The organism is Turicibacter sp. TJ11 (genome assembly GCF_021497505.1).
Classification (GTDB): Bacteria; Bacillota_I; Bacilli_A; order MOL361; family Turicibacteraceae; genus Turicibacter.
This window is the reverse complement of sequence record NZ_CP069349.1, coordinates 365,514-380,560: the sequence shown is the minus strand read 5'-3', so window position 1 is coordinate 380,560 and position 15,047 is coordinate 365,514. Positions and strand designations below refer to the sequence as shown.

Here is a 15,047-nt window from a genome sequence, read left to right as displayed (position 1 = left end):
GTCTGTTACCTCATTATAAAAGAAATTTTTTATTCTAGATAGATGATAATTCTTCCAATCATTTCAATATAAAAAAAGCGCCTCATAGGAAACTTTCTTCCTGTGAGGCGTCTCATTAACTAACGGCTTGAGTGACTCCAAACTGCTTCGCACGAGCTAACACACGATAAACATAATTTTGTTCCTCCGCTAGCTGTAACTTCATGCAAAGATTTTCATGTAATGAAGTAAACTCTTCAACAATTAAGTCTACAATTTCTTCAACGTTTTTATCTGATGTATGATGCTCCCACTGTTTAAGTTTTTCTTGTTGAGTGACACTTAATAACGAATCATTCCCCTCAAGATGTGCCCAATCAAGATAATGGTTTGGTTTATTTCCATTTTGAATCATCCACATCATCGCCACTAGCCAACGCATGACATCTAAACAGTGATCGACTTGATAAGCTTCATGACTTTGTAAACTTCGATAAAATTCATAGTACGTTGAGAAAAACTTCGTTCGCCAATCCTCTAAGTCTTCAAAACTAAAGTTATCTTTCATTTTTTCCGATTCCTTATTGATATATGCCATTAATCCATAGGTATCTTTTACAATCGTGACCTTCTTAAAATCTAGTGATGGTTGCAAAAACTTCGGATGATGAAAAGTGATAAATACTTTTAATAAATTTTCATAATGAACCGTCATGCTATTGGGTTGTTGTCGATTTTCTTCAAAAAAGAGGACCTTGCCAAACTTTGATGCTAACGCTCGTTTGTGCTTAATCATCTCCTGATAAAAAATCGGTTGAACCACAATATTTAGGTGAAGATTTAGATCATTACAGTAGTGATCCGTGTAAAAGATAGCCATCATATGTGATTGTTGTTTAAGTTCTTGTTTAATGACTTTTATCATATCTTCGCGTTCTAACTCTAGATGTAATTGATTTACAAAACATAAATCTCCCTGTCTCATCTCTTTCCCCTCCAGAACACCAACTTATGTCAATATTTGACATTATATCACATTTTCCTTAATTTGACTAGGCTACTGTCAGAACTTACGGCACAGAAAAGATGAATAATGAACTTCTCTTTTTAATGAACTGATCTCCTCAGTTTAAATGAAAATTACCCTGATGACTTTAACTCATCACTTCATCGCATGAATGATTTGATTCCTATTTATCACTAAAAAAAGATAGCCAATGGCTATCTCTTTTAATTAAACTAAGCGTGTCGTCCACTTTTCTCCATCCCAAATATCCGTGACAACATCACGATAGAATTCAGGCTCATGGGAAATTAGTAAAACACTTCCTTTATATTCTTTTAAAGCACGTTTTAATTCTTCTTTAGCGTCTACATCTAAGTGGTTGGTTGGCTCATCGAGAATTAAGACATTTGTTTCACGATTAATTAATTTAGCTAGACGAACTTTGGCTTGCTCTCCTCCACTTAAAACCATGACTTTACTTTCGATATGTTTTGTCGTTAATCCACATTTCGCTAAAGCCGCACGTGCTTCTCCTTGTGTTAAGTGAGGGAACTCATCCCAAAATTCTTGTAAACATGTTTTATCTTTTCCACCTTTGATTTCTTGCTCAAAGTATCCGATATGTAAATGTTCACCTAATTCAACACTTCCTGAAATTGCAGGAATTTCACCTAAGATACTACGTAATAACGTTGTTTTTCCGATTCCGTTCGCTCCACAAATCGCTATTTTTTGTCCACGCTCCATTGTTAAGTTAAGTGGCGCTGATAATGGTTCGTTGTACCCGATCACTAAATCTTTTGTTTCAAAAATGTAGCGACCTGACGTACGCGCTGTTTTAAAATTAAATTCTGGTTTTGGACGCTCAGCAGCTAACTCGATAATTTCCATTTTATCTAATTTCTTTTGACGTGACATCGCCATATTACGCGTTGACACACGCGCTTTATTACGTGCAACGAAATCTTTTAAATCAGCAATTTCTTGTTGTTGTTTTTTATAAGCTGACTCTAATTGAGCTTTCTTCGCTTCGTAAATACGAACAAAGTTATCGTAGTCACCTACATAACGATTTAACTCTTGATTCGCCATGTGATAAATTAAGTTAATAACACTATTTAAGAATGGAATATCATGTGAAATCAAGATAAAAGCATTTTCGTATTCTTGTAAGTAACGTGTTAGCCATGTAATATGAGCTTCATCTAAATGGTTGGTTGGCTCATCAAGTAATAAAATATCTGGTTTTTCAAGTAATAGTTTCGCTAATAAAACTTTTGAACGTTGTCCACCACTTAATTCAGTCACATCACGATCAAGTCCAATTTCTTGTAGCCCTAATCCTTTCGCTACCTCTTCAACTTTTGCATCAATCACGTAAAAATCATTATTTGATAAGATATCTTGAAGAACACCTACTTCTTCTAATAAAGCGTCCATTTCCTCCGGATCAACTTCTGCCATTTTCATATATAAATCATTGATTTTAGCTTCCATATCAAATAAATATTGAAACGCTGTTTTTAAAACGTCACGGATTGTCATTCCTTCTTGTAATGAAACGTGCTGATCTAAATAACCCACACGAACATTTCTTGACCATTCAACTTTTCCTTCATCTGGTACTAATTTACCCGTGATAATATTCATAAATGTTGACTTTCCTTCACCATTGGCTCCGATTAACCCAACATGTTCTCCTTTTAATAAACGGAACGATACATTTTCAAAAATCGCACGATCCCCAAACCCATGACTTAAGTTGGTTACGTTTAAAACACTCATTAATGGCTCTCCTTTCAAACATGAACAAGATTCATGTCGATTGAAATTTTTCTTCTTCGATTATATCTAACATTTGAATTAATGAAAAGAAAATTTTCATATTTTTCATCTGTTAATTTTCAACAGTGTGACCTTTTGATTTTAACTTTAACTGTTGTTCTCGAACAAAGAGCCATTTTTCATATTGTTGATCCCGCTGCTTCATCGTCACAATCTTATCACTTAACTGCATTCGCTTAAATTTCATCGGTGATAACCCATAGGGACTATAAGACTTTGTATACGGAATAATTCTTGAGATGGCATAACTTCCACCTGATGCATAAAGCGGAATAAAATACGCTTGGTCTAGCGCATAAGCCTCGGCATTAGCATAAAGTTGATAGCGCTTATCCATATTGCTTACTTCTAGGTTAGCCTGCTCTTTTAGTTCTTGATAAGTATACAGTCCAATTTCTTGTTTTAACTGTTTTTCTTCCTCACTTTGAACAACTCCTCGATTTAATCCGAAGCTTTTGAGTAAATCGCCTTGATCAGGATCTAAAATATCTAAGTAACTTTTAGGATCACCATAATCAGGAGACCATCCAACTGAAAAAACAAGATCTGTATTCATTAAGTCAGCCGTTTTTGAAGCCATCATATTTTCACGAGAACTCACAATCAAATTAACTAAGACTTCCCCTTCTAAATGTTGCTCAATACTTCCCTTTAAAGCTTGTGCACTTCGAAAGCTACTTTCACTTTCTCCATTGACAATGACATCTAAATAAATGGGAAACTGAACACCTTGTGCACTCAATGTATCTTTAGCCATTTTCAGTTGTTCTCTTGCCAGTTCAGGATTAAAAAATGCCATATGACCATCTTCAAGATTTAAGTCCTTAGAATATAAGGTTGGATTTAACTGTTGAAGTGCCGAGCTCACTAAATTTGCATAACTATTCCCTTCACTCGTTTGAACAAATGTTGGTTGCGTCAATGTATTTCGTAAAGAAATAGATTTTAACTCCTCACCCACCACCTGCATATTAATTGACTCGGTATCAATCGCTCGCATAATCGCACGACGAAATTCAGGATTTAAAATCGCTGCTTTTGTATCTTTTCTCTGTTGATTGTTTTTAGGTGAAACATCTTGATCCTCGTTGATTGGAGAATGATAAAGCTTTCGATTAAAAATAAATGTCGCGAAGGAAAGCGATCCGTTTGTATCCGTTACAAAGATGGAATCTCCATATTTTTGTTTTGCGATTTTAATAAGGGGCGGATTATTCACATCTAAAGGAGCAGAAATAATTTCTCCTCGATCAAACGCTAAAAATAACGTCGTAGGATCAGCTTGTTTCGAATAAATGAGTTTGACACGAGGAATATAGACCGACTCTTGATCCCAGTAATACGGATTAGCTTCGTATTCAATTATTGATTTTGACGTGAAGTTTTTTAAAAGATAAGCGCCATTATATAAGATTGAATCTGACTTAGCCACGCCAAATTGACACGTTGAATAATCAGGTTCTCCTAACCGACACCCAACACCTTTAGATTCTAAAAAGGCTTGATTAACAGGAAGTAAAATCGAATACGTCGTCATCGTCGGAAAGTAGGGAGTGGACTGATTTAACTCATATTCTAATGTATAGTCATCAATTGCCTTAACCCCGACTTCATCAAATGAAACCTCCCCATTAATGTACTCATCTAAGTTTTTAATAACCGATTGGACCAAATAAAGCGTTTGTGACTGAAAATCAGCGGCATGTTGAAGACCAGCTACAAAATCATGGGCCGTGACTTCTGCGTATTCTTCACCTTCATCCGTATACCACTTGACACCTTGTCGAAGGTGAAAGCGCCAAATCGTTGACTGCTCTCGCTCTTCCCAATCAGTTGCCATCGCACCGACGAGATTTCCATAACTATCATGTTCAATTAATCCGTCAATAAAGTTAGCAAAATGTTGCGAGTCAATCATTTTATACGTATAAAGATAATCAAATGTTTCAGGATCCATTCCATAAAAACCGATGTAATCATGTTTTTTAATCGTCTCCTCTTCAGCCTTCACTTGATTGACAACCATTCCTAAAAAAAGACTCATTACTAATAGACAACTCAATAACCAACGTTTCATTTCATCACCCTATCTTAAAAAAGTAAAAAGTAGCTCTTTGGCTACTCTTATTTTTCTACATTTTTTTTAAGACATACGGGCAATCACAATCTCTTTGCATTTTTATTAGTTATTTCATTTAAACTGATGCTTTTCTTCATCAAAAGTAATGACCCTCTACACGATAAGGGGTTCCATCCGTATGAGCAATCACATCAAAGATAACTTGTTCACTTAGCGTGAAATTTAAATCATCATCTTCTAGATAAACAGCTCCTCATGGCTAATGCATCTTGACTGCCTCTTTGTAATCTTTATAGAAACAGATAAGTTTTTCACATTTTTTCGCATAGTCTCTGGATCACTTCCGAAGGTCTCTCATTGATATGTTGAATAAATCCTTGAACAGCTTTTCTAATCTCATTTATATTTCTATAAAAGACGTTATGAATCACAGATTGTTTTAACCATTTCCATAATCCTTCAATTAAGTTTAATTCTGGACTATATGGTGGTAAAAAGATTAACCTTAATCTATTTTTGTGTTCGTTTAAAAAAGGTTGGATGAGTTTAGCGTGATGAATTCTTGCGTTATCTAAAATCATGACAATCTTTCCCGTTGGATATTGTTTGAGTACTTTTTTGAGGAATTCTAAAAAAATATCTGCTGTATAACGTTCTTCCTCCTGGACATAAACATGACCTGTCTCATAGTCAAGGATTCCTATTAATTTGACACTTTTATTATTTCCGTAAGTAGGAATAATCCGTTGTTTTCCTTTAGGAAACCAATTGTTGACTAATGATTGATAATCTCTGATAGAACTTTCATCTTGAAACAATAAATGATCAATCTCCCCACGAATCAAAATTTTTTAATTGTTCAAATTCCTGTTTAAATCCCTCTTGTTTTTCATGACTGGCTCTCGCTAAGGAGTAAGTCGGGCGTGTGTAGCTAAAACCTAAGCGTAACAACATGTCACGCATTCCACCTTTAGAGAATGAAATTCCAAAGGTTTGCTTCACCCAGATGCATAATAGCTTACAATCCCAAGTCATGTACGGTTCAATCCCAACATCAGCGGGCGTTTTATGGATGAGGGTATGGATTAACTCAGCTTCTTGCTCAGGTGAAAGTTTCTTCGGGCAGCCTGATTTTGGGCGTGGGTTTAATCCCTCAAGTCCATATTTTTTATAATTTCTAACATGTGTTCCGATGGTCTGAGCAGTAAAGGGAACTATCCTAGCGATTTCTACATTTTTATATCCTTGTAAGTGTAAATAGATGACTTGATAACGAGTATAAAGTTGTTTCGATGATGTTTCACGCATCGCTGTTTCAATTGATTTTAATTCTGTCTGATTCATAGTTGCCCCAATTTCTATCCTAAAATGTATGTTTAATATCTACTATTTTAACATACATTTTAACGAATTTTGACCTCAAGTATTTGAATTAAAAAACTATGAAATACATTTCTGTTTATATATTTATATGTTTGCGAAGAATGAGCCTTTTCCGAATCAATAATTAAATTGACCTCAGATTGCCCCATCACCTTAGATGAATATATGCTAATTCATTTGTATCTTTATCAAATACAAAAAGTGTGTGCTTTTCTATATTCACACAAGACAAATTTTGAAGATTTTGCTTGTGATTATTTCTTTTAGTTTGAATTCATTGTCTAAAAAAGATACCTACGACAAATAATAAAAGCAAGGATGTGATTAAATGAAGACTAAAAGAATGAATGTTCAGTGGATTAAATCAGTCACTATCTTGATAATGATCGTTACCATATATAAAATCATGAGCAATCTGGACGTGTATGGAATAGCTTGTTCTTTATTAGTCGTAGCGTTGATTTTATCGATTTCTTATGCGAGAAATCAAGCTCGAAAAGACATCGAAATGATGAAAAGCTCTAAGACTCGATCTTTACAGTTTGAATACATTCCACGAAAAACGAGAAGATTTAATGTTTTAAAATTGGAAGAATTAAGGGCAATGGATCCTTTCGCCTTTGAACGTTATGTAGCTAAAATTTTACAACTTCACGGCTTTTCTGGTGCTTATGCTACTCAAGAAGGTGGGGATGGGGGAAAAGATGTAATTTTCACGATTGACGGGAAGCTGTATTATTCTGAGTGTAAACGATTTGGAGCAAATAATTCGGTAGGAAGACCTATCGTACAAAAACTCGTCGGCTCCGCTTTGGCAGATAACGCTATTCCTTATGCAATATTTACGACGGGTCGCTTCACAAAAGAAGCTATTGAAGAGGCTAAGAAAACAGGAGTTAAATGTATCGGTCCTGTCCAACTTTTAGATATGATTGAGCGAGCAGAAAAGGCAGAAAGAGAGAAACAAGTAGAATCGACAGAATTAAATACAAGTGTTTCATCAAATTAAAAAGACACGCCCTTAAGGCATGTCTTTCAGTTTTGGAGTTGAAAAAGTAAATTTACATTGCTTTTTACAACTAAAAATGCAGAAGTTTTTGCAACACAAAAAGTAGGTAAAACCAATGGTTTAGCCTACTTTTTATTATTTTTACAATTAAGATTGTATTTGTTTTTACAGTTGTTAAACAATCGGTTATAAATCCTAAATTATTCACCATAAAAATGTAAAAAGCGTTGAGTCCTTAGTGGAATCAACGCTTTTTATCTATTTTTTATTTCACCTTTTAAGTGAAGCATTTTGCTATGAAAATAATCTCTCATTTGATATCGTTTTAATTGCTAAACCAAAACATATTTAAGGAGAGATTACTTTTTTATGATACATCAAGACCAACTTCATTTCAATAAAAAGATTAAATTTAATTTTAAAGGTGGAGATTTAACGTCGGATGCAGGACTTTTATTAATCCAAGAATTTATGCATCACGTGAAGTTTCCAGAACTATTGAAACAACATTTTCATTTAGAAACTGATCAAGCGATTCGAACTCATACGAATCATGAGCTTTGTCTTCAACAAATCTTTCAAACGATTGCCGGTTACCACTGCGCTGATGATGCGGATGAATTGCGAGTTGAACCTTTATTGACAACTTTGCTTGATAAGCCCTCGTTAGCTTCTCAACCAACTTTATCTCGTTTTACTCATCGATTGACGCAGGAAACAAGTAAGCAATTTGAACTCATCAATCAAAAACTCCTTTCGCAATTTTATCAAGTCGAAGCTCCTAATCATTTTATTTTTGATGTGGATTCCACTCATTTTCAGACCTATGGTCATCAATATGGGAATGCCTTTAATGCTCATTATCAAGCCCAAGGGTTTCATCCCCTCATGGTTTTTGATGGAATGACTGGAGACTGTTTAAAAGTTGAGCTTCGTGCGGGGAATGTCTATACTTCAAGGAATATCGTTTCTTTTATTGGTCCCTTATTATCACGCTATCAAAAGGAGTTTCCATCGAGCTATCGACTCGTTCGCGGAGATAGTGGATTTGCTCATAAAGAACTTTATAAGTTATGCGAAACGTTAAACACAAACTATGTGATCCGTTTAAAGGCAAATGCCACTCTCTATCGTTTAGCTAAAGAAGTAACGGATGTTTTTTTCGAAGAGTGTTCGCTTCAATATTCTCAACAATTCTATGGGGAGTTTGACTATCAGGCAAAGAGTTGGAATCACCCAAGACGTGTCATTGTTCAAGTGAGACGAAAAGCAGGTGAACTCATTCCCGATTATTTATTTTTAGTGACGAACATGGAAACAAGACCAGAGATGGTTGTTAGCCTATACGCTAAACGTGGGACGATGGAAAACTATATCAAAGAGTGTAAAAATGGATTTAGAATGGATAAAGTGAGTCATAAATACTGGATGACTAATGTCAACCGAATTCAACTCGTGGTGTTAGCCTACAATCTCATCAACGGATTCAGACGATTAACGTTACCTCATGAGTTTTCTAAGATGCAGATTGAAACCTTACGCACTAAACTCATTAAAATCGCTGCAAAACGAGTGAAACAATCACGAAGAATCGTGTTCAAACTCTGTAGTCACTATCCCTACAAAGAAATTTTTCATCACTGTTTAAAAACGATCCAGTTGATTCAGTTAGAGTAAGTGAGTGGATTCGTTCTTTGAAAACGAAATATTTTTTAGAGAAACACATCACCAAGGGGGGAGTCTACCCTTTTTTAGGGAGCTGGAGTATTAATTTACCCAAATTTAAGATCAAAACGATAAAAAGCTGTGGTTTAGGCTAAAATTTAGTCTACCCACAGCTTTGTTTGAATGATCATGAATAATTCAGGTAAATTTATTACCGTTTATTTTTTCTTGTAAAAGTTGATGTAAAACTGAATGTATTTTTAAACAAAAACCTAAATTATCATTGATACAACAATAAAAAATACGGCTACAAAATAGTCGTATTTTTTAATTACATTTAGTTGTGTAATTTTAAAACTTCCAATCCAAAACTGAAACTGTCGCCCTTAAGTACGTGTCTTTTTATCAATCTCATTTTCTCAATTCTCGTCTTTGTCCAAATATCCAACTAAGTAATATCCAATAGATCATCATATATTTTTTCACAGTAAGTTATGACAGTTTTAAAACATTGCTCATCTCATTTTGAATAACAACTATAAAAACTTCAAAGATAAAGTTTTTATAATCGCTTAGCTTTAGCTTGCTTCCAGCTAGGTAAAAGTTCCTCGACCAGTGCATAAAACTTAGCACTATGATTAGGTTGCAACAAATGACACAGTTCATGAACAACAACATACTCAACAAAAGCAGGTGATTGATGAATTAACTGCTTACTAAAGGTAATCGTTCCTCTAGTCGGTCGACAAACGCCCCACGTAGATGTCATTTGACGATATTTAGTTTCAATTGGTGCTATTCCTCTATCCTGAAAATAAGGCCAATAAGTCATCACATAGGTATGAATCATTTCTTGTAATTGAACAAACATCCAATTTTTAATCAAAAGTAATCTTTTTTCATCCGTGTATGATTGAGGGGCTGTTATCACTAACCCACCCTCTGTCCTTTCAATTAAAACTTTAGGTCCTACTTGATGTTTTATCTTTAAAGGATGACCGAAATATAAGATTTCATCTATTCCTAAATCAGTCGATGAATTTAAACTCGCTTCCACTTTTTTTAAAATCCACGACTTTTTTGCCTGAATAAACATTTCAATCGTTTGCAACTTTACATCAGGTGCCGCTGAAATTTCAATTTCTCCGTTTCGACGTACACGAAGATACATATTTTTAATGGGTTTACGAACGATTTTAATTTCTAAATCATCTAGCATTAACTTTTTTATACTCATCATTACTCTCCATCTCGTAGTGTTTTTTTGACATTATAACACAAAAAGAATAAATTAAAACATGCTCAACAGCGACTCTTAAAAGTAATCTGTCGATAAAGGGTTATTCTGTAAAATATTTGTTTTAAAATGGTGCGTTTATCTTAGCAGTTTTTAGTGAAACATGTTAAAATAAAAAAGTTATGTGAAAAATGTATAAAAAGAAGTCGGCTGTTATTTGAATACTGATCGACGACGATTTATTTAATGAAAGACAGGAGATTTACGATGTCAAAAAAAGCATTACTTACACTCTCACTTATTGGGACAACTCTTTACAGTCCCGATTTAATGAAGACAGTATTTGCAGAAACAGTTTCAGAAACAAATACACCGAGCGCTTTATTTGAGCGTTCATCAGTGAAAACTGCAACAACAACTGAAAATTTAAATTTGCGCGATAAGGCAAGCACGAGTGGAAAAGTTTTAGCAACGATTCCTAAAGGAAAGACTGTCACCTTACTATCTGATAGAAATGCGAATGGTTGGTATAAGGTAACCTATGATGGAAAAGTAGGCTATGCAAGCGGTGCTTATCTTCAAGAAAATCTATCGAATACAACCTCTCTTGGAAAAACAAAAGAAAATCTCAATTTACGACAACAAGCGAGCACAAATGGATCTATCTTAGCCATCATTCCAAAAGGAGAAACCATTAATCTTCTATCTGATAAAGATGTGAATGGTTGGTACAAAGTCAGCTATCTAGACAAAACAGGTTATGTTTATGGAGACTATATTACTAAATTAAATCAAGGATCTACTGGATCTAATAATCAAACGTCTTCATCTTCAACTCCAACAGAAGGTCAAACGACTGAAAACTTGAATCTACGCCTTCAAGCTAATACTAGCGGCTCAATTATCACAACCATTCCTAAAGGAACAACAGTTCAAGTATTAGCAGATAAAGATAGTAATGGCTGGTATAAAGTTAGCTACGCTGGAAAAACAGGTTATGTAAGTGGCTCTTATTTTAAAATTACCAAATATAGTTCAACAGAAGTAACTAAAAAAACAGGTTACGTTTATAACCTGAATGGCACTTTATTAAATGTTCGTCCGAAACCTTCAACTTCTGAGGCTCCAATTGGAACACTTGCTCAAGGAACCTCAGTTGTCATCGTTGGGGAAAGTGGAAATTGGTATCAAATCGAATTTAACAATAAAACAGCTTATGTTTCTAAAGATTATATTACCTTCACTGCTCCAACTCCTGAAGTCGTAAAGAAAACGGGTTATGTTTATAATCTTGATGGAACGTTATTAAATGTTCGTCCGAAACCTTCAACTTCTGAGGCTCCAATTGGAACACTTGCTCAAGGAACCTCAGTTGTCATCGTTGGGGAAAGTGGAAATTGGTATCAAATCGAATTTAACAATAAAACAGCTTATGTTTCTAAAGATTATATTACCTTCACTGCTCCAACTCCTGAAGTCGTAAAGAAAACGGGTTATGTTTATAATCTTGATGGAACGTTATTAAATGTTCGTCCAAAACCCTCAACATCTGAGGCTCCAATTGGGACACTGACTCAAGGAACTTCAGTTGTGATCGTTGGGGAAAGTGGAAATTGGTATCACATTGAATTCAATAATACAACGGCTTATGTCTCTAAAGATTATATTACCTTCACTGCCCCAACCCCTGAAGTCGTAAAGAAAACAGGTTATGTTTACAACCTTGACGGAGCTTTATTAAATGTTCGTCCGAAACCTTCAACGTCTGAAACTCCAATTGGAACACTGACTCAAGGAACTTCAGTTGTTATCACTGGAGAAACGGGTAATTGGTATCACATTGAATTCAATAATACAACGGCTTATGTCTCTAAAGATTATATTACCTTTACTGCTCCGACTCCTGAAGTCGTGAAGAAAACAGGTTACGTTTACAATCTTGATGGAGCTTTATTAAATGTTCGTCCAAAACCTTCAACTTCGGAAACTCCAATTGGAACACTAACTCAAGGAACTTCAGTTGTCATCGTGGGTGAAAGCGGGAATTGGTATCAAATCGAATTTAATAACACAACAGGGTATGTTTCTAAAGATTACATTACTTTCACTGCTCCGACTCCTGAAACAACAAAGCAAACAGGATATATTTACAATCTTAATGGAACGTTATTAAATGTTCGTCCAAAACCTTCAACTTCGGAAGCTGCTATTGGTAAATTATCTGAAGGAGAAACGGTTGTCATCATTGGAGAAACTGGGAATTGGTATGAGATCGAATATAACAATTCAACAGCTTATGTCTCTAAAGATTATGTAACCTTAACTGCTCCACAACTTCATCCAGATGCTAATATCGATTTCTCTAAAACGCCACGTACTGGAGTCGTTATTGATGGTATTTCCTCTTTAAATATCCGTCAAGCTCCGACGACGAATTCTTCAATTTTAGGAGCGTTAAAAAGTAAAGACGAAGTAACCGTGATCGGACGTGAAGGTAACTTCTACAAAATTAATTATCAAGGAACGGAAGCGTACGTTCATAAAGATTACGTAGGAATCAAAGCTTCTAGCACGACGATTAATGGACGTGTTAGCTATTTAACAACCCAATATAACTATACCTTATCGCAATTTGCACAAATTCAACAAAATCATACGTCTGGTACTCTTAGTACTATTATTAACTATTTAAATCCAAATCATACAATGCATTCAAACTATCTTCTTCAATTTTTAAGAATTGATCAATTTAGAAGTTTTAATGTCGATGGATTAAATAAGTTCCTTCAAAATAAAGGGGTGCTTCATAATCAAGCGCAAGCTATTTATGACGCTGCAAAATATTATAATATTGACCCGATCTTCTTAGTGTCTCAATCGATTCATGAAACGAACTGGGGAAGTAGTAATTTAGCAAAAGGAATTACGATTACGGATATTGCTGATGAAACAAAACCGATCAAAGATGCTAACGGAAAAGTGGTTGATTATGAACGTATTTTACTACCTGAACCAGTAACCGTTTATAACCTATTCGGAATTGGGGCTCAAGATCATGCGCCACGTTTACTTGGAACGACTTACGCTTATAAACGTGGATGGACAACACCAGAAAAAGCAATTTTTGGAGCAGCAGAATTTATTTCATTAAATTATATTAACTCTTCAAAATACGCTCAAAATACACCATTTAAAATTAAATATAATCATATCAGCGCTAATCAGTGGCATCAATATGCAACGACGCCTTGGTATGCTTACGAAATCGGTAAATATATGCATCAATTTGCCCATTTATATGACACTAATCAAGAATTTTTATTAGATATTCCAGTTTATAAATAGTTATAATAATCATTGATTAATGATGCCTAAAACAAAAAACCTCTAGCCGCTTATGTCGCTAGAGGTTTTTTAGTTATCCTATGATAAGTTGCTATCGTTTCGTCTCAACCGGTTGAATCCACACACCTGGATAATTGGCATGAGACAGTGTCTGCTGAACTTTTTTCGCTTCATTTAAGTCAGAATAAGATCCGCAAACCACTCGATAATATGTTTCCGTTTTTAAAGGCTCTGCTCGATCAACAACTTCATTTTTAGACTCACGTTCATAATTCATATTAAAAGCTTTACTTAAAGCAACAACAATCGCCTCAACATAAGCATCTTCCTGATTTAAGAACGTATATAAATCCCCTTCATTATCTAAATAAAACATTTCAATAATGTCACATGAAACGCCGCCTTTCCAGGCTTCTCGAATAATTCCATAATAGTCGGTATAGTTATAAGTTTGTCTAAATCTTAACGTGTTAGGATCGATATAACGTTCATAAAACTCACCTGTATAAGCTCTTGAAAAGATATTACGGAAATTATTTAATCGACTTAATTCTTCTTTTAAATAATATTCAAATCGTGCGCTATCTTCTCTTAATGGAACATAGATTTCTGATCCTTGATACTGCCCTGTTCCACCTGAACTATTAACATGAATACTGATAGCTAAATTGGGTTGTAATTCTGCAATTTGACGTCCTCTTGCAGAAGCGTTTCCGATATAAGTGTCATCTGTTCGTAACTGTGTGACTTTAAATCCAATTTGTCTTAAGCGTTGACTGACCTTGGTTGCTACTCGTAATGTTATATCTTTCTCATTATAGTAATTATAATGAGCACCTTTATCCCATCCACCATGACCTGCATCTACAACAATATACGGCATTTTTACCACTCCTCACTTCTAATTCAACTACCCTCTTATTGTATATGCCCCAATGGGCCAAACAGTATAGGCGCTATTCCTATTTAGAGGTGAAAGTAAAGTAATTTTAACCATCTTTTTCATTCAGAAATTAATAATCTGATAATGACTAGAACTCAACTCATTAGCACTTGTTTTACAATTCGTGAAAATAAAAAAAGCGGCAAATCTTTATCCGTGATTTGTCGCTTTTTGTTCTAATGTTGATGAAGAACGTGAACTAATCCTTGATCATATAACATTTTAATATGATCATCGTCTAATGAATAGTACACTACTTTTCCTTCTTTACGATAATTAACTAAGTGCGCTTGTCTTAAAACTCGTAACTGATGAGAAATAGCCGATTGTGTCATTTCAAGCAAACTAGCTAAGTCACAAACACACATCTCTGACTGAACGAGCGCCGAAAGAATACGAATTCGGGTTAAATCTCCCATCGCTTTATATAAATCTGATAATTTCAATAAATCATCATCACTTGGCATCTTCGCTTTAACTTTTTGAACGACATTTTCGTGAATGGCTTCTACGCTACACGCTTCCATTTTCTCACCTCGTTTAACCATTATGTGA

10 protein-coding genes are annotated in these 15,047 nt (G+C 34.8%); 3 read left to right on the top strand and 7 right to left on the bottom strand.

Going from position 1 to position 15,047, the window contains the following annotated elements; translation table 11 throughout:
* Window positions 1-115: 115 nt before the first annotated feature.
* The 4 genes from JRC48_RS01800 to JRC48_RS01785 form a co-directional block, all read right to left on the bottom strand.
* Window positions 116-964, bottom strand: a complete 849-nt coding sequence (locus JRC48_RS01800; RefSeq protein WP_235070167.1) for a hypothetical protein — start codon at window positions 962-964, stop codon at window positions 116-118.
* A 249-nt stretch (window positions 965-1,213) separates the two neighbouring features.
* On the bottom strand, window positions 1,214-2,770 hold the full coding sequence (locus JRC48_RS01795; protein WP_235070166.1) for an ABC-F family ATP-binding cassette domain-containing protein: 1,557 nt from the start codon (window positions 2,768-2,770) through the stop codon (window positions 1,214-1,216).
* Window positions 2,771-2,882: 112 nt separating this feature from the next.
* Entirely contained in the window at window positions 2,883-4,907 is a 2,025-nt protein-coding gene (locus JRC48_RS01790; protein WP_235070165.1) for a peptide ABC transporter substrate-binding protein, read from the bottom strand.
* Between the two features lie 314 nt (window positions 4,908-5,221).
* A protein-coding gene (locus tag JRC48_RS01785; protein ID WP_235070164.1) for an IS630 family transposase occupies window positions 5,222-6,254 on the bottom strand; the annotation gives its coding sequence in 2 pieces (ribosomal slippage) (window positions 5,222-5,755 and window positions 5,757-6,254; 1,032 coding nt in all).
* A 367-nt stretch (window positions 6,255-6,621) separates the two neighbouring features.
* On the opposite strand from JRC48_RS01785, the gene JRC48_RS01780 reads away from it, so the two are divergent.
* A complete protein-coding gene (locus JRC48_RS01780; protein WP_235070163.1) occupies window positions 6,622-7,302 on the top strand; it encodes a restriction endonuclease in 681 nt (226 codons plus the stop codon).
* A 369-nt stretch (window positions 7,303-7,671) separates the two neighbouring features.
* A complete protein-coding gene (locus JRC48_RS01775) occupies window positions 7,672-8,979 on the top strand; it encodes an IS1380 family transposase (protein ID WP_235069129.1) in 1,308 nt (435 codons plus the stop codon).
* Between the two features lie 550 nt (window positions 8,980-9,529).
* Here the strand turns inward: JRC48_RS01775 and JRC48_RS01770 are convergent.
* Entirely contained in the window at window positions 9,530-10,204 is a 675-nt protein-coding gene (locus JRC48_RS01770) for a M48 family metallopeptidase (protein WP_235070162.1), read from the bottom strand.
* Window positions 10,205-10,471: 267 nt separating this feature from the next.
* Between JRC48_RS01770 and JRC48_RS01765 the strand changes: the two genes are divergently transcribed.
* Window positions 10,472-13,549 carry an SH3 domain-containing protein gene (locus JRC48_RS01765; protein WP_235070161.1) on the top strand — a complete coding sequence of 1,026 codons (3,078 nt, stop codon included), beginning with the start codon at window positions 10,472-10,474 and terminating at the stop codon, window positions 13,547-13,549.
* Between the two features lie 91 nt (window positions 13,550-13,640).
* Here JRC48_RS01765 and JRC48_RS01760 read toward each other — a convergent pair whose 3' ends face one another.
* Window positions 13,641-14,432, bottom strand: a complete 792-nt coding sequence (locus JRC48_RS01760) for an N-acetylmuramoyl-L-alanine amidase (protein ID WP_235070160.1) — start codon at window positions 14,430-14,432, stop codon at window positions 13,641-13,643.
* A gap of 236 nt (window positions 14,433-14,668) precedes the next feature.
* The gene (locus JRC48_RS01755) at window positions 14,669-15,040 is read right to left on the bottom strand and encodes a metalloregulator ArsR/SmtB family transcription factor (RefSeq protein WP_235070159.1); all 372 of its coding nucleotides are present in this window, start codon (window positions 15,038-15,040) and stop codon (window positions 14,669-14,671) included.
* Window positions 15,041-15,047 lie beyond the last annotated feature (7 nt).

Bases quoted from the DNA above. Each gene is read 5' to 3' on its own strand.
- JRC48_RS01800 (WP_235070167.1), bottom strand. From the start codon at position 964: ATGAGACAGGGAGATTTATGTTTTGTAAATCAATTACATCTAGAGTTA.
- JRC48_RS01795 (WP_235070166.1), bottom strand. From the start codon at position 2,770: ATGAGTGTTTTAAACGTAACCAACTTAAGTCATGGGTTTGGGGATCGT.
- JRC48_RS01790 (WP_235070165.1), bottom strand. From the start codon at position 4,907: ATGAAACGTTGGTTATTGAGTTGTCTATTAGTAATGAGTCTTTTTTTA.
- JRC48_RS01780 (WP_235070163.1), top strand. From the start codon at position 6,622: ATGAAGACTAAAAGAATGAATGTTCAGTGGATTAAATCAGTCACTATC.
- JRC48_RS01775 (WP_235069129.1), top strand. From the start codon at position 7,672: ATGATACATCAAGACCAACTTCATTTCAATAAAAAGATTAAATTTAAT.
- JRC48_RS01770 (WP_235070162.1), bottom strand. From the start codon at position 10,204: ATGAGTATAAAAAAGTTAATGCTAGATGATTTAGAAATTAAAATCGTT.
- JRC48_RS01765 (WP_235070161.1), top strand. From the start codon at position 10,472: ATGTCAAAAAAAGCATTACTTACACTCTCACTTATTGGGACAACTCTT.
- JRC48_RS01760 (WP_235070160.1), bottom strand. From the start codon at position 14,432: ATGCCGTATATTGTTGTAGATGCAGGTCATGGTGGATGGGATAAAGGT.
- JRC48_RS01755 (WP_235070159.1), bottom strand. From the start codon at position 15,040: ATGGTTAAACGAGGTGAGAAAATGGAAGCGTGTAGCGTAGAAGCCATT.